General features: G+C 38.9%; 22 protein-coding genes and 3 pseudogenes. 10 read left to right on the top strand and 15 right to left on the bottom strand.

What is annotated here, in order from left to right; genetic code table 11:
* Nucleotides 1-53: 53 nt before the first annotated feature.
* The 10 genes from D8787_RS11675 to typA all read right to left on the bottom strand — a co-directional run bounded on the left by D8787_RS11675 (nucleotide 54) and on the right by typA (nucleotide 11,659).
* Nucleotides 54-353, bottom strand: coding sequence for a hypothetical protein (locus tag D8787_RS11675; RefSeq protein WP_125420675.1), 300 nt, complete (start codon nucleotides 351-353; stop codon nucleotides 54-56).
* 422 nt (nucleotides 354-775) lie between these two features.
* A complete protein-coding gene (pyrE, locus tag D8787_RS03000) occupies nucleotides 776-1,408 on the bottom strand; it encodes an orotate phosphoribosyltransferase (protein WP_125420677.1) in 633 nt (210 codons plus the stop codon).
* A 33-nt stretch (nucleotides 1,409-1,441) separates the two neighbouring features.
* A complete protein-coding gene (gene pyrF / locus D8787_RS03005) occupies nucleotides 1,442-2,143 on the bottom strand; it encodes an orotidine-5'-phosphate decarboxylase (RefSeq protein ID WP_125420679.1) in 702 nt (233 codons plus the stop codon).
* A gap of 232 nt (nucleotides 2,144-2,375) precedes the next feature.
* A complete protein-coding gene (locus D8787_RS03010) occupies nucleotides 2,376-3,620 on the bottom strand; it encodes a cell division protein FtsQ/DivIB (RefSeq protein WP_125420682.1) in 1,245 nt (414 codons plus the stop codon).
* 9 nt (nucleotides 3,621-3,629) lie between these two features.
* Complete coding sequence (locus tag D8787_RS03015) at nucleotides 3,630-4,688, bottom strand: UDP-N-acetylglucosamine--N-acetylmuramyl-(pentapeptide) pyrophosphoryl-undecaprenol N-acetylglucosamine transferase (protein ID WP_125420684.1); 1,059 nt, start codon at nucleotides 4,686-4,688, stop codon at nucleotides 3,630-3,632.
* Between the two features lies 1 nt (nucleotide 4,689).
* Nucleotides 4,690-6,042: a UDP-N-acetylmuramoyl-L-alanine--D-glutamate ligase gene (gene murD, locus D8787_RS03020; protein ID WP_125420686.1), complete on the bottom strand. Its 1,353-nt coding sequence runs from the start codon at nucleotides 6,040-6,042 to the stop codon at nucleotides 4,690-4,692.
* A 301-nt stretch (nucleotides 6,043-6,343) separates the two neighbouring features.
* Nucleotides 6,344-6,985 (bottom strand): ABC transporter ATP-binding protein, encoded by a 642-nt coding sequence (locus D8787_RS03025; RefSeq protein WP_000571283.1) that lies wholly within the window; start codon nucleotides 6,983-6,985, stop codon nucleotides 6,344-6,346.
* Nucleotide 6,986: 1 nt separating this feature from the next.
* Nucleotides 6,987-9,023 (bottom strand): bacteriocin-associated integral membrane family protein, encoded by a 2,037-nt coding sequence (locus D8787_RS03030; RefSeq protein ID WP_125420688.1) that lies wholly within the window; start codon nucleotides 9,021-9,023, stop codon nucleotides 6,987-6,989.
* Nucleotides 9,024-9,543: 520 nt separating this feature from the next.
* Nucleotides 9,544-9,798, bottom strand: coding sequence for a DUF3165 family protein (locus tag D8787_RS03035; RefSeq protein WP_000262657.1), 255 nt, complete (start codon nucleotides 9,796-9,798; stop codon nucleotides 9,544-9,546).
* 19 nt (nucleotides 9,799-9,817) lie between these two features.
* Nucleotides 9,818-11,659, bottom strand: coding sequence for a translational GTPase TypA (gene typA, locus D8787_RS03040; protein WP_000164122.1), 1,842 nt, complete (start codon nucleotides 11,657-11,659; stop codon nucleotides 9,818-9,820).
* Nucleotides 11,660-11,820: 161 nt separating this feature from the next.
* Between typA and D8787_RS03045 the strand changes: the two genes are divergently transcribed.
* On the top strand, nucleotides 11,821-12,546 hold the full coding sequence (locus tag D8787_RS03045) for a 16S rRNA pseudouridine(516) synthase (protein ID WP_125420690.1): 726 nt from the start codon (nucleotides 11,821-11,823) through the stop codon (nucleotides 12,544-12,546).
* A 34-nt stretch (nucleotides 12,547-12,580) separates the two neighbouring features.
* Here the strand turns inward: D8787_RS03045 and D8787_RS03050 are convergent, their stop codons facing one another.
* Both D8787_RS03050 and D8787_RS03055 read right to left on the bottom strand, forming a co-directional pair.
* Nucleotides 12,581-12,964, bottom strand: coding sequence for a rhodanese-like domain-containing protein (locus D8787_RS03050; protein WP_000259257.1), 384 nt, complete (start codon nucleotides 12,962-12,964; stop codon nucleotides 12,581-12,583).
* Nucleotides 12,964-13,194: a YqgQ family protein gene (locus tag D8787_RS03055; RefSeq protein WP_185776731.1), complete on the bottom strand. Its 231-nt coding sequence runs from the start codon at nucleotides 13,192-13,194 to the stop codon at nucleotides 12,964-12,966. Before D8787_RS03055 ends, D8787_RS03050 begins: the two co-directional genes overlap by 1 nt.
* Before the next feature lie 102 nt (nucleotides 13,195-13,296).
* On the opposite strand from D8787_RS03055, the gene D8787_RS03060 reads away from it, so the two are divergent.
* Nucleotides 13,297-14,205 (top strand): LysR family transcriptional regulator, encoded by a 909-nt coding sequence (locus D8787_RS03060; protein ID WP_001222592.1) that lies wholly within the window; start codon nucleotides 13,297-13,299, stop codon nucleotides 14,203-14,205.
* A gap of 168 nt (nucleotides 14,206-14,373) precedes the next feature.
* Here the strand turns inward: D8787_RS03060 and D8787_RS03065 are convergent, their stop codons facing one another.
* Both D8787_RS03065 and D8787_RS12035 read right to left on the bottom strand, forming a co-directional pair.
* The gene (locus tag D8787_RS03065; protein WP_102210664.1) at nucleotides 14,374-15,444 is read right to left on the bottom strand and encodes a hypothetical protein; all 1,071 of its coding nucleotides are present in this window, start codon (nucleotides 15,442-15,444) and stop codon (nucleotides 14,374-14,376) included.
* A 178-nt stretch (nucleotides 15,445-15,622) separates the two neighbouring features.
* A complete protein-coding gene (locus D8787_RS12035) occupies nucleotides 15,623-18,415 on the bottom strand; it encodes an SEC10/PgrA surface exclusion domain-containing protein (RefSeq protein WP_312023279.1) in 2,793 nt (930 codons plus the stop codon).
* Nucleotides 18,416-18,917: 502 nt separating this feature from the next.
* Here D8787_RS12035 and D8787_RS03080 point away from each other — a divergent pair.
* From D8787_RS03080 to erm, 8 genes and pseudogenes are all read left to right on the top strand, one after another.
* Nucleotides 18,918-19,232, top strand: a complete 315-nt coding sequence (locus tag D8787_RS03080) for a YdcP family protein (RefSeq protein WP_000420682.1) — start codon at nucleotides 18,918-18,920, stop codon at nucleotides 19,230-19,232.
* A 15-nt stretch (nucleotides 19,233-19,247) separates the two neighbouring features.
* Nucleotides 19,248-19,634 (top strand): YdcP family protein, encoded by a 387-nt coding sequence (locus tag D8787_RS03085; protein ID WP_000985015.1) that lies wholly within the window; start codon nucleotides 19,248-19,250, stop codon nucleotides 19,632-19,634.
* Nucleotides 19,635-19,662: 28 nt separating this feature from the next.
* Nucleotides 19,663-21,048, top strand: coding sequence for an FtsK/SpoIIIE domain-containing protein (locus D8787_RS03090; protein WP_000813488.1), 1,386 nt, complete (start codon nucleotides 19,663-19,665; stop codon nucleotides 21,046-21,048).
* 2 nt (nucleotides 21,049-21,050) lie between these two features.
* Entirely contained in the window at nucleotides 21,051-21,203 is a 153-nt protein-coding gene (locus D8787_RS03095; protein ID WP_000879507.1) for a hypothetical protein, read from the top strand.
* A 22-nt stretch (nucleotides 21,204-21,225) separates the two neighbouring features.
* Nucleotides 21,226-22,428, top strand: a pseudogene (gene mobT, locus D8787_RS03100) (MobT family relaxase); the annotation flags it as partial.
* 48 nt (nucleotides 22,429-22,476) lie between these two features.
* Nucleotides 22,477-22,644: an MLS leader peptide gene (locus tag D8787_RS11815; RefSeq protein ID WP_000502600.1), complete on the top strand. Its 168-nt coding sequence runs from the start codon at nucleotides 22,477-22,479 to the stop codon at nucleotides 22,642-22,644.
* A 48-nt stretch (nucleotides 22,645-22,692) separates the two neighbouring features.
* The gene (locus D8787_RS03105; RefSeq protein WP_001814874.1) at nucleotides 22,693-22,776 is read left to right on the top strand and encodes a 23S rRNA methyltransferase attenuation leader peptide; all 84 of its coding nucleotides are present in this window, start codon (nucleotides 22,693-22,695) and stop codon (nucleotides 22,774-22,776) included.
* A gap of 128 nt (nucleotides 22,777-22,904) precedes the next feature.
* Nucleotides 22,905-23,528 (top strand): annotated as a pseudogene (gene erm / locus D8787_RS03110) (23S ribosomal RNA methyltransferase Erm); the annotation flags it as partial.
* A gap of 60 nt (nucleotides 23,529-23,588) precedes the next feature.
* Here erm and D8787_RS11395 read toward each other — a convergent pair.
* Nucleotides 23,589-23,764 (bottom strand): annotated as a pseudogene (locus tag D8787_RS11395) (group II intron reverse transcriptase/maturase); the annotation flags it as partial.

Below are 23,764 nucleotides of genomic sequence, written 5' to 3' on the forward strand. Positions count from 1 at the left end.
TTTCATGCTACACCCACAATCAACCATCTTTAAGGCTTACTCTGACAAGTAAGTTAATAAGAATCTGGACTCCAAGAACCTGAAGTATGAATTCTTACATAATTTCCAAATTGTGGCGCCATAGCTAATCTAGTATCAGAACCAATATAATTATCACCACCTCCATTATAGTACATAACAATCCTAGAGCCAGACCCCAATGAATATACCGGGGTAATATCTGACCCACTATAGGCGCTACGAATAGAGGTATTTAATGTTTTACCGCCACCAGTACTGTCATTATTATTAATTCCAGCAGAGGCGTTTTCTTTCTCAAGCTCACTAGTTGTATCCGAACCCCAACTTGGCAACGTTAAATCATAATCTCCAATCTATCTAGCTAAGACTGTAGGGAGAAACAAACTAGCTGCAATTGTAACTACGCAAAAAAGGGAATATATTTTTCTTCTTTTCATGACATCGTCCTCCTAAGAAGTGATAAACAAGATAGTTGATTGATTTAACATATATTATAATTTTATTATAACCAAAAAAGAAAGCGTTGTCAATTATTTTGTTTAAAATATTGTCATATTTTAAACAAAATGGTTAAAAGAGTCTGGGACAAAAAGATTTTAATTTTAGAAATTCTTTATTATAAATTTTAAAAATCGATAGATTATACAAAAAAGCGAACAAAACAGAATTCTGATTGTTAGATAACTCGTTTTGTTCGTTTTTTATATTTAAGGTTGATTTTTGTCCCAGACTCGTCTCTCTTTATCTTACTGACCTAACCTTCTTGCCAATTCTCTTGGTCTTCTTTAAAGCGTTTTAGGAGATCAAGTCCTTCTGGCGTAATGTAACCTTCTTCTTGGGCTAGGTGAATGAGTTCACTGTAGTTAGAAAGCGTCACAAGTTTGACACCTGCATCTGAGAAATTCTTATCTGCTTTTGGCAATTGGTAGCTGAAAATCGCTACAACTCCAAGCACATCTGCTCCTTCGCGTTTAGCTGCTGCTACTGCTTCAAGAACAGAACCACCTGTTGAAATAAGGTCTTCAACCACTACCATTTTTTGACCCTGAGCTACGCGGCCTTCGATTTGGTTACCAGCTCCGTGGTCTTTTGGTTTGCTACGGATGTAGGCAAATGGCAAGTCCATCTTATCAGCAATGATAGCTCCATGAGGAATCCCTGCCGTTGCAGTTCCTGCAATGACTTCTACCTCAGGAAAGGCTTCTTTGATAGCTTCCACAAAGCCATTTTCAATGAGAGTACGAGTTTCTGGATAGGCTAGTGTCACACGATTATCAGTGTAAATCGGTGACTTGATACCAGATGCCCAAGTGAAAGGCTCCTCTGGTTTGAGGTAAACGGCTTGAATTTTCAATAGGTGGCTAGCGATATCTTTAGCAAGTGTCATGGTATTCTCCTTTTATTTTTATAATCTAGTTCTTTAATTCCAGTCCTGTGTCCATTCATCCTTGATGGCATGATAAGCTGCAACAGGATCCTCAGCTTGGGTAATGGGACGTCCCACCACGATATAGTCACTACCGATTTGATAGGCATCCGCTGGCGTCATCACGCGTTTTTGGTCTCCAACCGCAGCTCCCTGTGGACGAATTCCTGGCGTTAAACAGATAAAATCTGGTTTGGTAGCCTGCTTGATGAGTTCCACTTCCTGAGCTGAGCAAACGACACCATCCAAGCCAGCTTGAGCTGTCTTCTTAGCATAGTGAATGACAGACTCTTGCAGGCTGGTTTGAATATTTTGAAACTCCTGCATCTGGGCTTCCGACGTTGAGGTCAACTGAGTGACAGCAATCAATTTGGCTTGACTTCCAAGACCTTCACGCGCAGCCTTCATCATCTCTACACCGCCAGCAGCATGAACATTAGTCATATCCACACCAAGCTGAGACAGAACCTTCATGGCTGATTTTACTGTATTGGGAATGTCATGCAGCTTGAGATCCAAAAAGACACTGTGACCCAGGCCTTTCAAGTAGGACACAATCTCAGGCCCCGTTGCGTAATAAAGCTCCATCCCTACCTTGAGATAAAGGCTTTCTTCTGCTGGGAAAAGAGCTAAAAATTCCTTGACCGCCTCAAAACTAGGAAAATCAAGAGCAATGACTGGACGATGTTCTCGCATAGGTTTCTCCTTTTACCTTTACTAGTGAGAGAGTCTGACTAACAGAAGCCACGAAAAAAGGAACCTGCCAACAGCAAGGTTCCACGAAAAATGGGTAGTCTCCACCCTTTCACCGTCTAACCTTAGCTGCCTCTCTGGACTGCTTTAAAGGTTTTCTATTATTCTATTATTTCTACTAGCACTTGTCAAGTAAAAACATGGCAACTAAAGAGTTATAGAAGGAAAGCTAAACCTAGCGGCGTGATGAACGCTGACTTATTTGATTTCGATTGCTCTCTTCCTCCAGCTTTTTCTTATCTTCTTCCAATTTTTTCTGCTGTTCTTCTAGCCTTTTCTTCTCTTCCTCTTTCTGTTTCTTCTCAGCTTCCTTAGCCTCTTGTTTGGCTTTCTCCTCAGCCTCCATGATTAATTTATCCGCTACAGTGTAACTGTAAATTCCAGCTTCCATATCGACCACACTTGGTTCTGACAATTGAGGCTTAATCTTACTGTAATATGGTAATTTCTTACTCATTTCAGACAGGGGAACCAAGACCTCGTCCGAATCATTCATGGTCAATCGAATTAAATCTGAAGTCACCTTGCTTGGGGCTAGTTCCACCTTCTGGATAGCCGCCTTTAGTTCTGGGCTAATTTGAGCAAGTTCTGACGTAAAGGTTTTGATTTGTTCGCTATCATTAAAGAGAACTGACAAATAAGTTTCTGGTAAACTGACCAGGCTCACAGAACTAGTCTCAAGCTGACCACTTGAAAGAATAGGATAATGATTTTCACCAGAAACATAGTAGGCCACAATATTATATTCCTTAACCTTGATAGTAAACATGATTGGAAATTGATAAACAAGCTGAGCTGATTCAACCCAATAATTAGACTTAATCTGCTCTTCATATTTTGCCTTATCTAGCAGAAGGTTAATCGTATAATCCGAATCCTGAATGCCTGAAGCCTGTCGAATATCATCATCCGTAGTTTGCACCGTTCCCTCAACACGAATATCCTTCATGGTCGCATAAGGACTGAGTAGGTAGGCAGAGACAATCAATAAAAGCAGACTTGGAAATAAAATCGTTAAAGCCCGCAAGATATGGATTGCAGGAATCTTTGCTTTGGCTGGTTTTTCTTTTGTAGCCTTTTTAGCAAGCTTTTTATCCTGGTTCTCCTTCTCTGTAGATTCTGATTTCTCTTTGGATACTTCTTTTTTGATCTCTTCTGAATCTTCTGCTTTTTCTTTAGCATCTTCCTTAGCTGATTCTGGGTCCTTTGGATTAGATTCACTCTCCTGGTCCTGTTTGTCCTCTGACTTCTCAGATTCTTCTCCCATTCGAGCTTGTCTTTCCTTTTCTTTCTCCTCAGCTATGGCCGCCTCTTCCTCAGCCTTCTTTTTTAGATATTCTTGGTTTCGTTTCTGCCATTCTGATAACTCTTTCAATTCTTCGAGGATTTCTTTGCCCTCATTTTTCTTATCTTTTGACATTTACTTTCCTTATGATAAATCTTTTTTCAACAATTGATAAAAATCTGCTAGAGATTTCAATTCCTTAGAAGCCTTCATCTTGGCTTGATAATCTTCCTTGTGGCTTAGTAAGTGAGAAAGCTTCTCTTCCAAACTATCCAAGGTCAAATCGCTTTCTTGAAGCTCTTCTGCATAGCCTTTTTTTACAAAGTAAGCTGCATTTTCAATCTGGTCACCACGACTAGCTTCACGACCTAGTGGCACAATAACATGTAATTTTGCCATGGCCAAGAGCTCAAAAATCGTATTGGCACCACCGCGTGTCACAACAATATCAGCCAATTCCATCAAGGGTTGATAGAGATTGGTCACATAGTCAACACGAAAAAGATTTTGGCTCAACTCGTTCAGACTAGAATCTCCAGTTAGATTGATAATATTGTAGCGCTCTGTCAGCTCTTTCTTATGGTCTGTCACCAATTGGTTAAAGACACGAGCTCCTGCTGAACCGCCGACAAACAGCACTGTTGGCAATTGGGGATTAAAGTGGGTTTGAATATCCACCAATTCATCGGGTTCTGGATTTTTTTGATCTGAAACCTTGGTCACTGCTCCCACATGCTCAACCTTAACCAAACTTGAAGCTTGCTCAAAGGTTGAATACATCTTAGTCGCAAATTTATAAGCGATTTTATTGGCCAAGCCCATAGACAGGTCAGATTCGTGAATAAAGACTGGCACTCCTGACACACGCGCAGCGATAACAGGCGGTACAGAGACAAAGCCCCCCTTTGAAAAAAGGGCCTGTGGACGAAGTCGCAACATGATAAAGAGCGATTGGACAATTCCCCAACCAACTTTAAAGACGTCCAGCATATTTTGCCAAGAGAAATAACGACGCAATTTGCCAGTCGCAATGGAATGGAAGGTGACATCTAAACCCGACTTGAGGATTTCTTGGTGTTCAATCCCACGCTTGTCCCCGATATAGTGGACTTCCCATCCATCTTCGATGAACTCGGGCATTAACAAAAGGTTGAGGGTAACGTGTCCAACCGTCCCCCCACCTGTAAAGACAATTTTTTTCATATTATTCTTTTAACTCCGCTACTGTGTCGATAAAGAGGTCGCCACGTACTTCAAAGTTAGCATACATATCCCAGCTGGCATTGGCAGGACTGAGAAGAACCACGTCTCCTTGAGTCGCAAGCTCATAAGCCTTGCGGGTCGCATCAGCAATATCAGTCGCATCCACATAAGCGACACCAGCCTTGTCTGCTGCCCGTTTGACACGCTCTGCAGACTGACCCAGGATGACCATCTTCTTGAGTCCAGTAATGTCTGGAACCAATTCGTCAAACTCATTCCCACGGTCCAAACCACCTGCAATCAAGATGACCTTGCTGTTGTCAAATCCTGACAAGGCTTTTTGAGTAGCCAAGATATTGGTTGACTTGCTATCATTATAGAACTTAACACCCTTGATTTCATCCACAAATTGGAGACGGTGTTTGACACCACCAAAGGCTGAAAGAGTTTCTTTAATAGTTTGGTTGTCTACACCACGGAGCTTGGCTACTGCAATAGTCGCAAGGGCATTTTCCACATTGTGGCTACCTGGAACTCCGATTTCATTCGCTGCCATGACCACTTCCCCACGGAAGTAAAGTTGACCATCTTCCATATAAGCTCCATCAACCTTTTCCTGTGTTGAGAATGGTACAAGGGTAGCTTGTGTTTTTCTTGCCAATTCTTTTGCCAAGTCTTGGTTAAAGTTCAAGACAAGGAAATCAGCCGCTGTCATCTTGTTTTGGATATTCCACTTGGCTGCTACATATTCCTCAAATGACCCATGATAATCGATATGAGTTGGCATGAGGTTGGTAATAACTGCAATCTCAGGATGGAATTCTTGAACGCCCATCAATTGGAAAGAAGAAAGTTCCATAACAAGCGTGTCCTTGTCTGTCGCTGTTTGGGCCACTTGACTGGCTGGATAGCCAATATTCCCTGATAAGAGACCATGTTGACCAGCAGCAGTCAAAACTTCCCCGATCATGGTCGTTGTGGTTGTTTTTCCATTTGAACCAGTAATACCAACAATCGGTGCTTCAGAAATCAAATAAGCCAATTCCACCTCAGTCAAGACTGGAATACCCTTTGCCAAAGCCTTTTCAATCATGGGATTGCTGTAGGGGATACCTGGATTTTTCACCATAAGGGCGAACTCTTCATCCAAAAGTTCCAAAGGATGGCCACCTGTGATAACCTTGATCCCTTCTTCCAGCAAACTTTGAGCAGCGGGATTGTCCTCAAAAGGTTTCCCATCATTTACCGTTACAATAGCACCTAGCTTGTCCAACAAACGAGCTGCAGATTCACCAGACTTGGCCAAACCTAAAACAAGGACTTTCTTATTTTTAAATTGATCTATTACTTTCATGTCTCGAACTCCATTTCTACTCCTACTATTTTACCATTTTTATGGAAATAAAAAAGCCACAAAGTGTGTTTGTGACTCTTTCTTCTAACTGATACTCTTCGAAAATCTCTTCAAACCACGTCAGCTTCGCCTTGCCGTATATATATGTAACTGACTTCGTCAGTTCTATCCACAACCTCAAAACAGTGTTTTGAGCTGACTTCGTCAGTTTTATCTACAACCTCAAAGCAGTGCTTTGAGCAGCCTGCGGCTAGCTTCCTAGTTTGCTTTTTGATTTTCATTGAGTATGAATCTTGCCATATCATCTATGTGATAAATCGGTAACTCGAATGACTTGGTCCACTTGCTCCCAAATCAGAGGATTGTGGGTCGCAATAATAATAGTTCGATTCGGATTTTTTAAAGATTCTAGGATGGAAAGTAATTCCTCAGAGTTTTTGGGGTCTAGTGAAGCGGTTGGTTCATCTGCGAGAATCAAAGGTGGATCCTTTAAAATTATCTTCGCTAGTGCAACACGTTGTGCTTCTCCTCCTGATAATTCAAAGATAGGTTGCTTCAAATCTAAATAAGAGAGGTTAACACGGTTTAGAGCTTGTTTCATCAAAGAGATTTTCTCTTTTTCTTTCAACTTTTTACCAACTAAACCCAGATTGAGATTTTCTTTGACGGTTTGGCTTTCAATTAAGCCAAAATCTTGAAATAAGTATCCCAAGTAATCTCTAAAGAAAACAGAAGGCTTGATGTCCTTAAGAGAAGTACCATCATAGATGATTTGTCCTTTGTCATATGGCTCTAATCGTCCAATCATATTCAAGAGTGTTGTCTTACCACAGCCACTTGTACCAATTAAGGCATAAATTTTCCCACCTTCAAAATGAAGATTGGTATCTGAAAATAGCTGACGGCTTCCAAATTTTTTAGATATATTCTTTAGTTCAATCATCCTATTTTCCTTTCATAATTGTCATAGAAACACGAGATTCTTTCTGCGCTTGACGGTAAAGCGTCAGAACTGCACTAGCTAGAAAGACTAATAAAGTGAGCAAGCCAATCACCAAGTCTCGACTGCTTAAAATAAAGAGACTAGCACCAAATACAAAACTGGCAAATTGACTAACCATATACTGAGCATGTGTTTCAAAAAATCGTAAACCTGAAATTCGTTTAATCAAGATATCTCGGCGGAATTGCTCGAAATATAGAAGATTGACAGAATAAAAGAGTAACAAGGAACTAGCTATCCCAACAATAGCTCCTAAGATTAAAGTTACTGTTTCAGTTTGAACTTCATTATAACGAGTTAGATAAACACTTCTTCTTTCTTTAAGATAGGATACTTGCTCATAAATTCCAGCTTTCTTCAAGAGTTTAATCCCATCTTCATATCCTTTGACAAAGATATTCTTACCAGCTTTGATAGACCAACTATATTTGGAAATGATACTATCACCTGTAGATGTTGGAGTAAATACAACTAAAATCGGATCAGTTAAGTACTGGATGGATACTGGACTTTCACCGTTATTATAAACAAATCGCTTTTCTCCAGTTGGAAGATAACTAACAATCGCTCTCATTTCATACTCTAAAGGAGCACTTGCCTCCTCACCAGATTTTCCATAATCACTCAATCTTTCTTCAAAAGCTTTCTTAAGTTCTGCTTCTCGAGAGCGCAAATGTTCTGGGAGCAAGAGGATAAACTCACCTTTTTGGAGATGGGCTAACTTCTGTTTGGTCTCAGCATCTACCACGACCTTTTCCTTGTCCAAATAACTGGGACTAACATAGAGCGTATTAGCATCTGGACTATAGGTATCCAGTGTCTCTCCTTGTTCATTTTTTCCTTGTTCATTTTTTCCTTGTGGATTGGCAAAATGAATGAGATTATCTTTTACAAATAGAGCCTGTTCTTCTTCGATTGCTTCCTTGGCAAAGGCATACCACTTATTCTGATTTTCTGTATCTTTTACTCTATCACCTAAGCCAAAAGAAATTTGATAATAGTCTGCTCTATCCTGCCATGCTTGTTTTGAAATTTCAAGTTCTTTCAATCGTTGGTAAGACGTCAAACCTGTCTTAACAGCGTAGCCTACTGTAAAAACAGCTACTAACTGACACAATAGGGTTAAAGCCATCAAGCGTTTAAGGGGTAATCTTCCCTTAATAACGGGAACTAATGCTTTGTAACTCAAACTCATTAGATAAAGAAGCATTAGTAAAATTGAAATCGTCAATAAAAACAACAGATAGAAACTAATCCCAAAACCATAGGTGGCTAACAAGATAGGATAAAACAAACCTTGACTAAAAAGAACGACTCCCCCACCTAGGAAGGAAAGGAGGGCTGATAGAAGGAGCCACTTAATATCAGTAGATAAAGAATGCCCCATGATGGATAAGAGAGTCTGACCAGAAAAGAGTTTTATACCTGCTACTCTCATTTCCTTAATCCGAGTGATAATCACTAAAGCAAAGAAAGATAAGCCAAATATTGCTAAACTAATTAAAATAAGGGGATTTAGTAATATTTGAAAAGCAAGAAAATAGGGCGGTGTCTTTCGGTCAGCAATTGCTTTATAACCCAAATCTCCTAATTTTTCGGCAAGCTTTTCTTTCGTCAGGGAGCCTGACAAAAGGAGATAACTATTTAGTGGATCACTACGTTCACGACTTTCTTGGCTAGCTTCTTGGAATTGTTTTGGTAATGTTCCCTGACCATAAGCTGCATAAGTAAAGTGAGTCGTCCCATCCTTACTCGGCTCTACAATTCTTCTAGCTATTAAACTCTGTTCGGAGTTTGCAAAATTCTCCAATTCCTGTTCAAATACCTCACGCGTCGGTTCCTGAGTATCTTTTTTGACACGAAGTAAAGTAACGGAATCATAGCTTGCATATAAATATTGTGGCGCACGTAAGACAATAATCCAAGCAAGGAAGAAGCTGAGAAAAAAAGTTGATAATAATATGAATAGTTTCTTCATAGTAGACTCCTTATAAAAGAGAATAACTCTATAGAAAAAAATTTTACATTTTATAAATTCTTAGAATTATTTTCCTAGTTTAATCCATCACACCCTGAGCACCAAGACAACAATACTCTTCAAAAATCTCTTCAAACCGCGTCAACGTCGCCTTGCCGTAGATATATGTAACTGACTTCGTCAGTCTTATCTACAACCTCAAAGCAGTGCTTTGAGCAACCTGCGGCTAGCTTCCTAGTTTGCTCTTTGATTTTCATTGAGTATAAATTTAATCCTTTCTTATTTTGAAATCGATTTCTTATACCATAAATATATCACTTTCTATATAACCTGTCAACATATTACACTAAGATATCATTAGTAATAAAATTTTATAGTTTCTTTAAAAATAGATGTCATTAACAAATTTTATTCCAGTTTTTTCCATTCATATAATCCGAGAAAAAGAGATGATGTTAACTAAAAAGCAATTCAAACTACTGTAAAATTCCTAGCAAAAAAGAGAGCCGAAACTCTCTTTTTATCTTCTTTTACTTTTATGGACCGACATGAGGGTAATATCTCGCAAGCTAAAGTATGCTAGGAAGAGCATGGCGATTGCGATAAAAAATTCTGTCGGTAGCTGAAAGATTTGCAGAACTGACAACATCAGCAAAATCAAAAGTGCTACGAAAGCAAAGACGACAAGGACGATATTGACTGTCCCTTTAATGCTTTCTGGTGTCGCAAATACATAGAGTAGTAATAAGAGGATTCCTATGATTAAATAAACCATCTCTATCTCTTTCTAGCTCTTATTCAGCTGATTTTTTCTTCTTGTTAGCTTTCTCACGCTCTGCTTTGTTAAGGATTTGTTTACGCAAACGGATAGACTCAGGCGTTACTTCCATGTACTCATCATCATTCAAGAACTCAAGAGACTCTTCAAGTGTCAAGATACGAGGTGTCTTGATAACAGCTGTTTGGTCCTTAGTAGCTGAACGGACGTTGGTCATTTGTTTTGCCTTAGTGATGTTAACTGTCAAGTCATTTTCACGAGAGTTTTCACCGATGATCATTCCTTCATAAACCTCAGTACCTGGGTTAACAAAGATTGTACCACGTTCTTCGATAGACATGATTGAGTAAGTTGTAGCCTTACCAGCATCGATAGAAACAAGGGCACCACGGTGACGACCACCAATTTCCCCTGGAATCAATGGCAAGTATTGGTCGAAGGTATGGTTCATGATACCGTAACCACGAGTCATTGACAAGAACTCAGTTGAGTATCCAATCAAACCACGCGCTGGAACAAGGAAGACCAAACGAGTTTGACCATTACCAGTTGAAATCATATCCAACATTTCACCCTTACGTTCAGAAAGGCTTTGGATAACAGACCCTTGGTATTCTTCTGGAGTGTCGATTTGAACACGTTCAAATGGCTCACATTTAACACCGTCGATTTCTTTTACGATAACTTCTGGACGAGATACTTGAAGTTCATATCCCTCACGACGCATTGTTTCGATAAGGATTGACAAGTGCAATTCTCCACGACCTGAAACTGTCCATTTATCTGGTGAATCAGTTGGGTCAACACGAAGGGAAACGTCTGTTTGCAATTCTGCTTGCAAGCGTTCTTCTACCTTACGAGAAGTCACCCATTTACCTTCTTTACCAGCAAATGGTGAGTTGTTGACCAAGAAAGTCATTTGAAGAGTTGGCTCATCGATGTGTAGGATTGGAAGAGCTTCAACTGCGTCTGTCGGAGTAATGGTTTCACCGACAAAGATATCTTCCATACCTGAAACGGCAATCAAGTCACCTGCTTTAGCTTCTTGGATTTCACGACGTTCCAAACCAAAGAAACCGAAGAGTTTTGTAACACGGAAGTTTTTAGTTGTACCATCTAGTTTAGAAAGGGTAACTTGGTCCCCAACCTTAACAGTACCACGGAAGACACGACCGATACCGATACGACCTACGAAGTCATTGTAGTCCAAAAGTGAGACTTGGAACTGCAAAGGCTCATCTGAGTTATCTACTGGAGCTGGGATATGGTCAATAATTGTGTCAAAGATTGGTGCCATCGTAGTTTCTTGATCAGCTGGATCGTCTGACAATGAAGAAGTTCCGTTGATAGCTGAAGCATACACCACTGGGAAATCAAGCTGGTCATCATCTGCACCAAGCTCGATGAAAAGTTCCAAGACTTCGTCCACTACTTCTGCTGGACGAGCTGATGGTTTATCGATTTTGTTAACAACCACGATTGGGACAAGGTCTTGTTCCAAGGCTTTTTTCAATACGAAACGAGTCTGTGGCATGGTTCCTTCGTAGGCATCTACGACCAAGACAACACCGTCAACCATTTTCATGATACGCTCAACTTCTCCACCGAAGTCCGCGTGTCCTGGTGTGTCCATGATGTTGATACGAGTTCCGTTGTAAGCAACAGCTGTATTTTTAGCAAGGATGGTGATTCCACGCTCTTTTTCGATGTCGTTTGAGTCCATAGCACGCTCTGCCAATTCAGTACGTGCATCAAGCGTTTCTGATTGTTTCAATAATTCATCAACGAGGGTTGTTTTACCGTGGTCAACGTGGGCGATAATCGCAATGTTACGGATATCTTCTCTTAATTTTGTCATGATTTCCTCTATAGTATTCAAAATTTATTTTCTAACTGAACGATTATACCATATTTTCAAGTAAATAACATAATTCAAGCAAGTGTAAATGTTTTCACTCTGCTTTTCTTTTCACGTCAAGCCTTTTCAAAGCAAGCGACTTATGATAAGATAGGCAGAGTATGCGTTTAGATAATTTATTAGCCCAAGAAAAAGTTAGCCGAAAGGCCATGAAGCAAGCGCTTCTCAAAGGGGAAATCCTAGTCGATGGTTGCCCAGCCCGCTCACTAGCCCAGAATATCGATACAGGGCTACAAGAACTCCTTTTTCAGGGTCGAATCATTCAAGGTTATGAACATACCTATCTCATGCTTCATAAACCTGCTGGTGTCGTTACAGCCAACAAAGACAAGAAACTTCCAACCGTCATGGATCTGCTTCCACCTGATATTCAGTCTGACAAGCTCTATGCCGTCGGTCGACTGGACAGAGATACGACAGGCCTTCTACTCTTGACCGACAATGGCCCCTTGGGCTTTCAACTCCTCCATCCTCAGTATCATGTCGATAAGACCTACCAAGTTGAAGTTAATGGCCTCCTGACACCTGACCATATTCAATCCTTTCAAAAGGGAATTGTCTTTTTAGATGGTACTATCTGTAAACCTGCAAGGCTAGAGATTCTAGCTGCAAGTCCTTCCCTCAGTCAAGCCTCTATCACCATTTCAGAAGGAAAATTTCATCAAGTCAAGAAAATGTTCCTCTCAGTTGGTGTCAAAGTCACCTCTCTCAAACGTACTCATTTTGGGCCTTGGAGTTTGGATGATCATCTAAAAGAAGGAGACTATCGCCCCCTAAACTCAGAAGAGTTGCTAATCATTCGTGACTTTCTCAGAAAAAGTGGTTAAAAAATGAGCTCGGAAAATATCCAAGCTCGTTTTCTTATTTCTCAACTTTGACTTTCCCTTTCCAAGAATCCAAACCATAAGAAAGGATATAAATCTCAGAAAAACCTTGTTTTTTCAAGTAAAGGGCCGCATTTGTGACACGTTGCGCACGTTGGTTTTCGTAAAGAAGGACAGGTTTATCTTTACGAAGGGCTGCAAGACTAGTCTTCAACTGACTTGAAGGAATATTGCGGGCTCCAAGGATATGCTTTCTGTGGAATTCTGCTGGGTCGCGCAAATCAATCAATTGACCCGTACGAATCAAGGCTTCAAACTCCTCATTGTCTACGATTTTAGCCGCACGTCGAATACGCAGATAGTTAAAGCCCATCCACGCCAACATTGCTAGTATAAGTGCCCACAAAATCCAAGTAACCATTAGTTCATTTCTCCATTTTTCTCAATATAATCCAATTCTACCTTGTGCTCTCTGCGAAGAACCGCTTCTGCTTCTAGATAGTCTAATTTGTCCATCAACCCTGCATCGTAAATACGCGAGAGTTCCAGCTTCATCAATTCAATATCATATAAGCGTTTTCCCATGTAAACAATAATACCAAATCGTTTGAGGAATTGCTGCACATCATAGAATGTTTTCATAAGTTTCATTCTAGCAAAATTTTGAGTTTTTTTCAAGAAGAGACTTACACAATGCTCCTGATTTTCCTATCTTCTTTGGCGATTCTGACGCAAGTGTGGTACAATAAAAACATGAGAATTCAACAATTACATTATATTATCAAAATCGTCGAAACTGGCTCCATGAATGAGGCAGCCAAGCAACTCTTTATCACTCAGCCTAGTCTTTCCAACGCTGTGAGAGATTTGGAAAATGAAATGGGCATTGAAATCTTTATCCGCAATCCAAAGGGTATTACCTTAACTCGTGATGGCATGGAGTTTCTCTCCTATGCCCGTCAGGTTGTCGAGCAGACCCAGCTTCTGGAAGAACGCTATAAAAATCCTGTCGCCCACCGTGAACTCTTTAGCGTTTCCTCCCAGCACTATGCCTTTGTGGTCAATGCCTTTGTATCGCTACTTAAGAAAAGCGACATGGAAAAATACGAGCTCTTCCTTCGTGAAACACGGACTTGGGAGATTATCGACGACGTCAAGAACTTCCGTAGTGAGGTCGGTGTCCTCTTTTTGAACAGCTACAACCGTGATGTTTTAACCAAAATGCTAGATGACAACCACCTGCTGGCTCACCATCTTTTCACAGCCCAACCCCATATCTTTGTCAGCAAGACCAACCCTCTGGCAAAGAAAGACAAGGTGAAACTGTCTGATTTGGAAAACTTCCCTTACCTCAGCTATGACCAAGGGACACACAACTCCTTCTACTTTTCAGAGGAAATCCTTTCACAAGAACACCACAAGAAATCCATCGTAGTTAGTGATCGTGCCACCCTTTTTAATCTCTTGATTGGTTTGGATGGTTACACCATTGCGACAGGGATTTTGAACAGTAATCTTAACGGAGACAACATCGTTTCCATCCCATTGGATATTGACGACCCGATTGAGCTGGTCTATATCCAGCATGAAAAAACTAGCCTGTCTAAGATGGGCGAACGCTTCATCGACTATCTACTAGAAGAAGTCCAGTTTGATAGTTGAGAATCACTCTAAATCGAATAACCTAAAAACCTCAAGAACCAGTTTTCAACCCTAGTTCTTGAGGTTTTTTACTTCTAAACATGAATCAAATTAATTTTATACTCATGAAATTTAAATGATAATATTATTTTGTAACTATAGTATAGGTTATAAAAATAGAAATGAAAATTAATCTAAAAATCCTTTATAAGTTATCAGATCAATAACTAATAATTCCAGAGAATCCGCATAATCATTCAGTTCTTTATGTGGAATATTTTCAATTAAAAAATTTGTTGGCCAATATTCTCCATGAAAATCTTTATTTCTAAAATGATAGACAAACCAAACAAAATATTTGATGAAATCTGTAGGAGTAGCTATTTCAGACTGATTATTCCATTCTTTCTTTAAATTCTCATACAATTTTTTTGTCCCTTTATCAAAATCTTCACTATGACTTTCAATATAATATTTAAACATCTCTTTAATTTTTTTACGTAATATGGGATCAGAATATTGTAAGTTTATATATCTCTCTTTAAATCTATCTAAATCACCGCTATAGTTCCTATCTGAAAAATTAATTCCTTCAATAAATACACGTGCCTGTCTACTGAACTGCTGTCTATCTGCAATAATTTTTTTAATTTCTTTTATAGTTTTCTTAAAATGAAAATTATCTGCATCTTTAATATAAGCTAGAATAGCATTTATTCGTTCCTTTTCCGATTTATTTGTAACACATTTCCAATCATATAGAGCATTAAATGCACGCCAAATATTTTCTAACTTTCTTTCTTTATTCGCTTTAGCAAGAACAATATTCATTAGGATACGTGTCAACACATCTCCCTGCTCATTATAAAGAAACATTTTATCTAATAATTCAGTGCTAATAGAATGTTCTCTATCTTCCTTAGCAAATAAGTTTCTTTGTTCAAAAGGGATGTCTTTCTCCTCGTCAGTTATAAATGTGATAGAGTCAATACTCAAAATTTCTCCAGTAAAATAAATATATAAAAGTCCTTTTACAATACCACGATAGTAATTACTCTTAACTGTAAAAAAGTCATCTTCAAGGTCTATCCGATTCGTTCTATTCCCTGAAAGAATTAAAGTTTGGTTTCTATACTCCAAGACATCCTTACACATCTCCCCTGAAGCTTTTTGATGATATTCAATTTCTTTCTTAAAATCATCTGAAACAAAATTCCCCTTTACAACAACCTTAAATTCAGCTTTCTTCTTTTTTACCATGCTATTTTTTCCTCATCTTAAGTCAATCATTTAAACTTATAATTTATTTACACCCTATACTTTTACCGTTTTAATAAAATAAGAAATCAAAAACTGAGAATAGAATCTCTATTTTTCATATATTGATGAGTTTTCTGTGATGTATTTAAAATTAAATGACCACCACAGCACCTCATCCCTATCCTACCCACTCACCATTGGTATTGACTGTATAGCCATCTGGTGTAGTGGTGTTTACTGCCAAAGCTCCTGAACTGTAGGCGTAGTACCATTTACCAGAAACTGTAAACCAGCCTGTTTTCATAGCACCTGACTTGTCAAGATAGTACCATGAGCCATTATCTTTAACCCAACCTGTAGCCAGTGAACCTGTTTCATTCAAGTAATACCATGTACCACCAGTCTTGACCCAGCCAGTTTGCATCCAACCTGCGTGGTCAAAGTAGTACCATGTACCCTTAATTTGTTCCCAACCGTTGGTTGTATATGAACCGTCAGCATGTTTGTACCACCAGCGACCAGCTGACTCAATCCAGTTACCAGCTTGTGAAGCTTTTGAGTCTTCTACTTTCTTGAGTTCTGTATCTGTTTTCTTATCCGCTTGTTTCCCTGCAAGATACTCCAGATACCAATCTGATAAATTGTAATAGTCCTTTCTTTCAGCCTTAACCAACTTATCAAACTCTTCTTGAATTTCAGCTAATTTAGCTTGTTCAGCTTTCAATTTAGCTGTAACTGCGTCTAATTTATCTTGTGCCAATTTTGCAGTAGATTTTGCTTGAGTTAGTTTTGCTTCCAAATCAGCTACTTTTGCTTGCGCATCTGCAAGATTCTTATCTGCGTTTAGATAAGCACTCAATTCTGTTGCAATTGCTTTTGCATCTGACACCAATTTGTCTTTTTCTTCATGTAGTTTCGCTTGTTCAGCTTGAAGAGCAGTCAACTTGTTTTCTTCTGCTTGCAATTTTGCTTGCGCATTTGTAAGAGCAGTTTCAGCACCTTTTTGAGCCGTTTTGGCTGTAGCAAGTTCAGCTTTAGCTGTTTCAAGAGCAGTTTGTTTTTCCGCTTGGCTTCTTGAGAAGTTTTCAACAGCTTTTTCAGCATTTGCTTTACGTTCTTGTGCATTTTTCAAAGCAAGGTTTGCTAATTGCAAGTTCTTTTCAGCGACTTCTGTTTGAAGTGGACTATTTGTTTTGCTTGCCAATTCTTTCTCAGCTTGCGCACTAGCTGCGAGTGCATCTGCATATTTTCTTACAGATTTTGCAAGTGATGTTTCAGCGTTTCTAAGAGCAGTTTGAGCTTGACTGTTTTGTTTTTGTGCTTCAGCTAGTTTTGCTTCAAGTTGGGCAAGTTCCTTTGACTTAGAAACTGGAGTTCCTTCATTTGAAAATGCTGTAATCATGTAATGACGACCATTGATATTAGCTACGTCAATACCAACATATTTTGCAAAGTTTAGGTTTGCATAAAGGTGTCCCCATGGGTAATTTTCATCAGCTGTTGTGAATTTGTCAAGATATGTTGAACCAACTAATTCATTATAAACAGCTTGTTTTAGTTCATACATATTTGAAATATTTGAACGTGTAGGTCCAATATTTTCAACAGCATTTGCTACGTGACCATGAACAATCGGGTCTAATCCACGTTTTTCATATTTGTCAACTTGTCTTGAAGCTAAAGCGACAGCTTCTTTAGTTGTTGCTGTTTCTGATTGTACATTAAATGAATTTTTAAATGCATTTCTGATTTGTTTTAATCCATTAACATAAAATTCTGAGATTTCAAGTTTTTGAGCATCTGTTAAATTGTCAATATCAACTGGACGATTTAAATCAGTTTTATCATATTTGACATTAGAATTTGATTGTTTAACAATATCAGCTGCAGAATTGAGAATCAAATCATCTAAATCATTTTTAATTGCATTGTTTTTGTTAGCTTTTTCTAATTTTAATAGTTGTCCAAATGTAACAACATTTGAAGAAACACCAGCTGATTTCAATACATCTGCTGAAAATCCATTATACACATTTGACGGAATAGTGAATGTTGGATTTGGAATGCTCATTCCTTCAGATTTATTTAATTTAGCTTTTTCCACATCCAACGCAGTTTGAGCTTCTTTTTCTTTAGACGCTGTAGCATCTGCTTTTGTTTGGATAGAATCAACTTTATTTTGGTCGGCGTCCATCATTTCTTTAGCTAATTTCAAGGCATCATTTTTGACATTCACATTGTTTTCAGCTTGTTTGATGGCATCTGCGCGGTTGCTATCTGCTTTCTTAGCGGTTTCGACAGCTTTTGTTGCGCTTGAGATATTCGCATTCGCTTGTTCAATATCTTTTTCAGCTTGGGCAAGAGAGGCTTTAGCTTCACCAAGTCCTGAACCATTTAGCGCGTCTTCAGCTGATTTTACATTCGCTTCTTTAGCGGTTACTGTTTTATCCGCTTCAGCTTTCTTACTTGTTGCACTTGCAACGTTAGCTGTTTCAGTTGCTACAGTCTCAGTTTGCGCTTTAATCGCTTCAGTAGACACTTCAGTTGCTTTTTGATTGGCTTCTTGAGCTTTTACATTGGCGTCTTGTTTAGCTTTTGTAGCAGTGATATTTTCTTCTGTAGCATTTGCTTTAACAGCTTCAGCTGACTTTAAGTCTTCTTTAGCGCTTGTCAAAGCAGTTTCGGTAGTTGTGACAGTTTGGTTAGCAGAAGTAGCTTCAGCTTTTGCTGTTTGGCTTTCAGCTTCAACTTGCTTAACAGTAGACGCTTGAGAATCAAGAGCAGGTTTGATATCAGAAGATTTCTTCACTTCTGGTTTTGTATCAGCTACAGGTTTTGAAACAAGAGCTGGTTCGTTGACAGCAGTTGTATCAACTGCTGTTGTAGTAGTTGCTTCCTGAGCAAATGCAGGCACACCAACAGACGCAAGCGCAATAGCTGTTGAGGTTGTGAGGGTTTTCAGTTTTTTCATCATTTTCTCCTTTGATGGCTGATAGAATAGGATTGAGTGGTAAGTCAATCCTTGTTATACTAGTATAACAAGCCAGCTTTGTTAGCTATTCTTTCCCTTATCATACCATAATAGATATTTAATTTTTTCGACATTTAAACTATAGTTTCAATATAATTTTTTATATAAAAATAGCATAAAAATCTAGTTATCCGCATAAAAACTGGACTTATCACACTTTATCAAGGTCAAAACCACTCAATTTACTACTAATTTACTACTTATGAATGAGCTTTGATACGACGATTTATCCTTGAAAAGTGAAGATATAAAGATACTTCCAATAAAATTTGAATATTTAATAGGTAGACACTTCAAAAAATGAGGTGTCTATTTTTTTACCCGATTTTGAAAGGAAGTGAACTTATGAAAACAAAAAATCAAGAATCAAAAGGTCGTTCCCCACTCTTTAAGACCATCAAACATTCATTCAGCCAATAAAAAAGAAAGGATAGGTAAAAATATGGAACTTAAATTTGTGATTCCCAACATGGAAAAAACATTCGGCAATTTAGAATTTGCTGGCGAGGATAAAGTCGTTCAGCGAAGAATCAACGGACGGCTAACTGTCTTATCAAGAAGCTATAATCTCTATTCTGATGTTCAAAGAGCAGATGATATTGTGGTGGTGCTTCCTGCTGAAGCTGGCGAAAAACATTTCGGCTTTGAGGAACGTGTGAAGTTAGTCAATCCACGTATTACCGCAGAGGGCTACAAAATCGGCACTCGTGGTTTTACAAATTACCTTTTACATGCTGACGACATGATAAAAGAATAAAGAAAGAGAGGAAAAATGATGAGATTAGCAAATGGCATTGTATTAGATAAAGACACGACTTTTGGAGAATTGAAATTCTCTGCTCTACGTCGTGAAGTGAGAATCCAAAATGAAGACGGGTCGGTTTCAGATGAAATCAAGGAACGTACCTATGACTTAAAATCCAAAGGACAAGGACGCATGATTCAAGTAAGTATTCCTGCCAGCGTGCCTTTGAAAGAGTTTGATTATAACGCACGGGTGGAACTTATCAATCCCATTGCGGACACCGTTGCTACTGCCACCTATCAAGGAGCAGATGTTGACTGGTATATCAAGGCAGACGATATTGTGCTGACAAAGGATTCTAGTTCATTCAAAGCTCAACCACAAGCAAAGAAAGAACCGACACAAGACAAATAGTCGCTAGGTAGAAAGGAGACTTTTTCGCATGAAACAGCGTGGTAAAAGGATTCGCCCATCTGGTAAAGATTTAGTCTTTCATTTTACGATAGCGTCACTCCTGCCTGTTTTCCTGCTGGTTGTCGGACTGTTTCATGTGAAGACAATCCAGCAGATCAACTGGCAGGATTTTAACCTATCACAAGCAGATAAGATTGACATTCCCTATTTAATTATCAGTTTCAGTGTCGCAATTCTTATCTGCTTGCTGGTAGCGTTTGTATTCAAACGGGTTCGCTATGATACGGTTAAACAACTTTACCACCGTCAAAAACTGGCAAAGATGATACTTGAAAACAAGTGGTATGAATCTGAACAGGTCAAAACAGAGGGTTTCTTTAAAGATAGTGCTGGTCGTACAAAGGAAAAGATAACCTACTTCCCTAAAATGTATTATCGACTTAAAAATGGCTTGATACAGATACGGGTGGAAATCACGCTGGGAAAATATCAAGACCAACTCTTACACTTGGAAAAGAAATTAGAGAGTGGCTTGTACTGTGAGCTGACGGATAAAGAGTTAAAGGATTCCTATGTGGAATATACTTTGCTCTATGACACCATAGCCAGTCGTATTTCTATTGATGAAGTAGAAGCTAAAGATGGTAAACTTCGCTTAATGAAAAACGTATGGTGGGAATATGATAAGCTCCCTCATATGTTGATTGCTGGTGGTACAGGTGGCGGTAAAACTTACTTTATACTGACACTGATTGAAGCCTTGCTTCATACAGATTCAAAACTGTATATTCTTGACCCGAAAAATGCTGACCTTGCGGACTTAGGTTCTGTGATGGCAAATGTCTACTATAGAAAAGAAGACTTGCTTTCTTGCATTGAAACATTCTATGAAGAAATGATGAAACGTAGTGAGGAAATGAAGCAGATGAAGAACTATAAGACTGGCAAAAATTATGCTTACTTAGGTCTCCCGGCACACTTCTTAATCTTTGATGAATACGTCGCTTTCATGGAAATGCTGGGAACAAAAGAAAACACCGCAGTTATGAATAAGCTGAAACAGATTGTCATGTTAGGTCGTCAAGCTGGCTTCTTTCTAATACTGGCTTGTCAACGTCCAGACGCAAAATATTTAGGCGACGGAATCCGTGATCAGTTTAATTTCAGAGTGGCTTTAGGTCGTATGTCTGAAATGGGCTATGGCATGATGTTTGGCAGTGACGTACAAAAGGATTTCTTCTTAAAGCGAATCAAAGGTCGTGGCTATGTTGATGTAGGAACAAGTGTCATATCAGAGTTTTATACTCCCCTTGTACCAAAAGGATATGATTTCTTGGAGGAAATTAAAAAGTTATCCAACAGCAGACAGTCCACGCAGGCGACGTGCGAAGCGGAAGTCGCAGGTGTGGACTGATCTTGCTGGCTGGTGTGGCAATAGCCACGCCAGCACTTAACCCCCCGTATCTAACAGGGGGGTACAAATCGACAGGAAACAGTCAAAAAAACATTAGAAAATCCTTTGGTTACAAGGGATTTACAAAATTTCAGCGTATGTCAAATGGGCTTTAAAAGTTGACATACGCCTTTTTGATTGGAGGGATTTTTACTGAATGAACAAACTTGGTTACAGCATTTAAAAGAAAAACGCTTGGCTTATGGACTATCTCAAAACCGTTTAGCTGTTGCGACTGGTATTACAAGGCAGTATCTAAGCGATATTGAAACAGGAAAAGTCAAGCCATCAGAGGATTTACAGCAGTCCCTTTGGGAAGCTCTGGAACGCTTCAATCCCGACGCTCCCCTTGAAATGCTGTTTGATTATGTAAGGATTCGCTTTCCGACAACAGACGTACAGCAGGTGGTCGAAAACATCTTACAACTGAAACTGTCCTATTTTCTTCATGAGGACTATGGTTTCTATTCTTATTCAGAGCATTATGCTTTAGGCGACATATTCGTCCTTTGCTCCCATGAACTGGACAAAGGAGTTCTGGTGGAATTGAAAGGTCGTGGGTGCAGACAATTTGAAAGCTATCTTCTGGCACAACAAAGAAGCTGGTATGAGTTCTTTATGGACGTTTTGGTGGCTGGCGGTGTGATGAAACGCCTTGACCTTGCCATTAACGATAAGACAGGGATTTTAAATATCCCTGTACTCACTGAAAAGTGCCAACAGGAAGAATGTATCTCCGTCTTCCGCAGTTTTAAAAGCTATCGCAGTGGCGAACTGGTACGCAAAGAGGAAAAGGAATGTATGGGAAACACCCTCTATATCGGTTCATTACAAAGTGAAGTTTATTTCTGTATCTATGAAAAGGACTACGAGCAGTACAAGAAAAATGATATTCCCATTGAAGACGCAGAAGTAAAAAACCGTTTTGAGATTCGATTGAAAAATGAGCGTGCCTATTATGCAGTCCGTGATTTACTCGTCTATGACAATCCAGAGCATACCGCCTTTAAAATTATCAATCGGTATATCCGTTTTGTAGATAAAGACGATTCCAAACCTCGTTCTGATTGGAAACTGAATGAAGAATGGGCTTGGTTTATTGGGAACAATCGTGAACGATTAAAACTAACCACAAAACCAGAGCCTTACTCCTTCCAAAGGACGCTGAACTGGCTATCTCATCAAGTTGCCCCGACCTTAAAGGTTGCGATTAAACTTGATGAAATCAACCAGACGCAGGTTGTAAAAGACATTCTCGACCATGCGAAACTGACAGACCGACACAAGCAGATTTTGAAGCAACAGTCAGTAAAAGAACAGGACGTGATAACAACAAAAAAAGGATATCTGTCAACCATACCAGTTGACAGATATCCAAAAAAAGATATAATGGGAGATAAGACGGTTCGTGTTCGTGCTGACTTGCACCATATCATAAAAATCGAAACAGCAAAGAATGGCGGAAACGTAAAAGAAGTTATGGAAATAAGACTTAGAAGCAAACTTAAGAGTGTGTTGATAGTGCATTATCTTAAAATTTTGTATAATAGGAATTGAAGTTAAATTAGATGCTAAAAATTTGTAATTAAGAAGGAGGGATTCGTCATGTTGGTATTCCAAATGCGTAATGTAGATAAAACATCTACTGTTTTGAAACAGACTAAAAACAGTGATTACGCAGATAAATAAATAAATACGTTAGATTAATTCCTACCAGTGACTAATCTTATGACTTTTTAAACAGATAACTAAAATTACAAACAAATCGTTTAACTTCTGTATTTGTTTATAGATGTAATCACTTCAGGAGAGATTACATGAACAAAAATATAAAATATTCTCAAAACTTTTTAACGAGTGAAAAAGTACTCAACCAAATAATAAAACAATTGAATTTAAAAGAAACCGATACCGTTTACGAAATTGGAACAGGTAAAGGGCATTTAACGACGAAACTGGCTAAAATAAGTAAACAGGTAACGTCTATTGAATTAGACAGTCATCTATTCAACTTATCGTCAGAAAAATTAAAACTGAATACTCGTGTCACTTTAATTCACCAAGATATTCTACAGTTTCAATTCCCTAACAAACAGAGGTATAAAATTGTTGGGAATATTCCTTACCATTTAAGCACACAAATTATTAAAAAAGTGGTTTTTGAAAGCCGTGCGTCTGACATCTATCTGATTGTTGAAGAAGGATTCTACAAGCGTACCTTGGATATTCACCGAACACTAGGGTTGCTCTTGCACACTCAAGTCTCGATTCAGCAATTGCTTAAGCTGCCAGCGGAATGCTTTCATCCTAAACCAAAAGTAAACAGTGTCTTAATAAAACTTACCCGCCATACCACAGATGTTCCAGATAAATATTGGAAGCTATATACGTACTTTGTTTCAAAATGGGTCAATCGAGAATATCGTCAACTGTTTAATCGAGTAGGGGATAATCTCTAGCCCCTCTCACACCACCGTACGTGCCGTTCGGCATACGGCGGTTCAACTAACTTTTAACGCATGTCGTTCAAGGTAATAATCCAAACACGAAACCAGTCCACGTTTCTCAAGGACTGGTTTTGATATAGCACGTTTAAGTACCGACTTCTGAGCTACTAATTGATAGTGGTCACCCCAGCCAGATACCTTATCTGCTATCCATTTAGGAACTCCTAACT

The sequence above is a fragment of the Streptococcus mitis genome, from assembly GCF_003944325.1.
Classification (GTDB): domain Bacteria; phylum Bacillota; class Bacilli; order Lactobacillales; family Streptococcaceae; genus Streptococcus; species Streptococcus mitis_CW.

Coding starts and splice junctions, on each gene's coding strand:
- D8787_RS03045 (WP_125420690.1), top strand. CDS start 11,821: ATGCGTTTAGATAATTTATTAGCCCAAGAAAAAGTTAGCCGAAAGGCC.
- pyrF (WP_125420679.1), bottom strand. CDS start 2,143: ATGCGAGAACATCGTCCAGTCATTGCTCTTGATTTTCCTAGTTTTGAG.
- D8787_RS03025 (WP_000571283.1), bottom strand. CDS start 6,985: ATGATTGAACTAAAGAATATATCTAAAAAATTTGGAAGCCGTCAGCTA.
- pyrE (WP_125420677.1), bottom strand. CDS start 1,408: ATGACACTTGCTAAAGATATCGCTAGCCACCTATTGAAAATTCAAGCC.
- D8787_RS12035 (WP_312023279.1), bottom strand. CDS start 18,415: ATGAAAAAACTGAAAACCCTCACAACCTCAACAGCTATTGCGCTTGCG.
- D8787_RS03080 (WP_000420682.1), top strand. CDS start 18,918: ATGGAACTTAAATTTGTGATTCCCAACATGGAAAAAACATTCGGCAAT.
- murD (WP_125420686.1), bottom strand. CDS start 6,042: ATGAAAGTAATAGATCAATTTAAAAATAAGAAAGTCCTTGTTTTAGGT.
- D8787_RS03105 (WP_001814874.1), top strand. CDS start 22,693: ATGTTGGTATTCCAAATGCGTAATGTAGATAAAACATCTACTGTTTTG.
- typA (WP_000164122.1), bottom strand. CDS start 11,659: ATGACAAAATTAAGAGAAGATATCCGTAACATTGCGATTATCGCCCAC.
- D8787_RS03055 (WP_185776731.1), bottom strand. CDS start 13,194: ATGAAACTTATGAAAACATTCTATGATGTGCAGCAATTCCTCAAACGA.
- D8787_RS11815 (WP_000502600.1), top strand. CDS start 22,477: ATGGGAGATAAGACGGTTCGTGTTCGTGCTGACTTGCACCATATCATA.
- D8787_RS03035 (WP_000262657.1), bottom strand. CDS start 9,798: ATGGTTTATTTAATCATAGGAATCCTCTTATTACTACTCTATGTATTT.
- D8787_RS03050 (WP_000259257.1), bottom strand. CDS start 12,964: ATGGTTACTTGGATTTTGTGGGCACTTATACTAGCAATGTTGGCGTGG.
- D8787_RS03015 (WP_125420684.1), bottom strand. CDS start 4,688: ATGAAAAAAATTGTCTTTACAGGTGGGGGGACGGTTGGACACGTTACC.
- D8787_RS03030 (WP_125420688.1), bottom strand. CDS start 9,023: ATGAAGAAACTATTCATATTATTATCAACTTTTTTTCTCAGCTTCTTC.
- D8787_RS03060 (WP_001222592.1), top strand. CDS start 13,297: ATGAGAATTCAACAATTACATTATATTATCAAAATCGTCGAAACTGGC.
- D8787_RS03010 (WP_125420682.1), bottom strand. CDS start 3,620: ATGTCAAAAGATAAGAAAAATGAGGGCAAAGAAATCCTCGAAGAATTG.
- D8787_RS03085 (WP_000985015.1), top strand. CDS start 19,248: ATGATGAGATTAGCAAATGGCATTGTATTAGATAAAGACACGACTTTT.
- D8787_RS03065 (WP_102210664.1), bottom strand. CDS start 15,444: ATGGTAAAAAAGAAGAAAGCTGAATTTAAGGTTGTTGTAAAGGGGAAT.
- D8787_RS03090 (WP_000813488.1), top strand. CDS start 19,663: ATGAAACAGCGTGGTAAAAGGATTCGCCCATCTGGTAAAGATTTAGTC.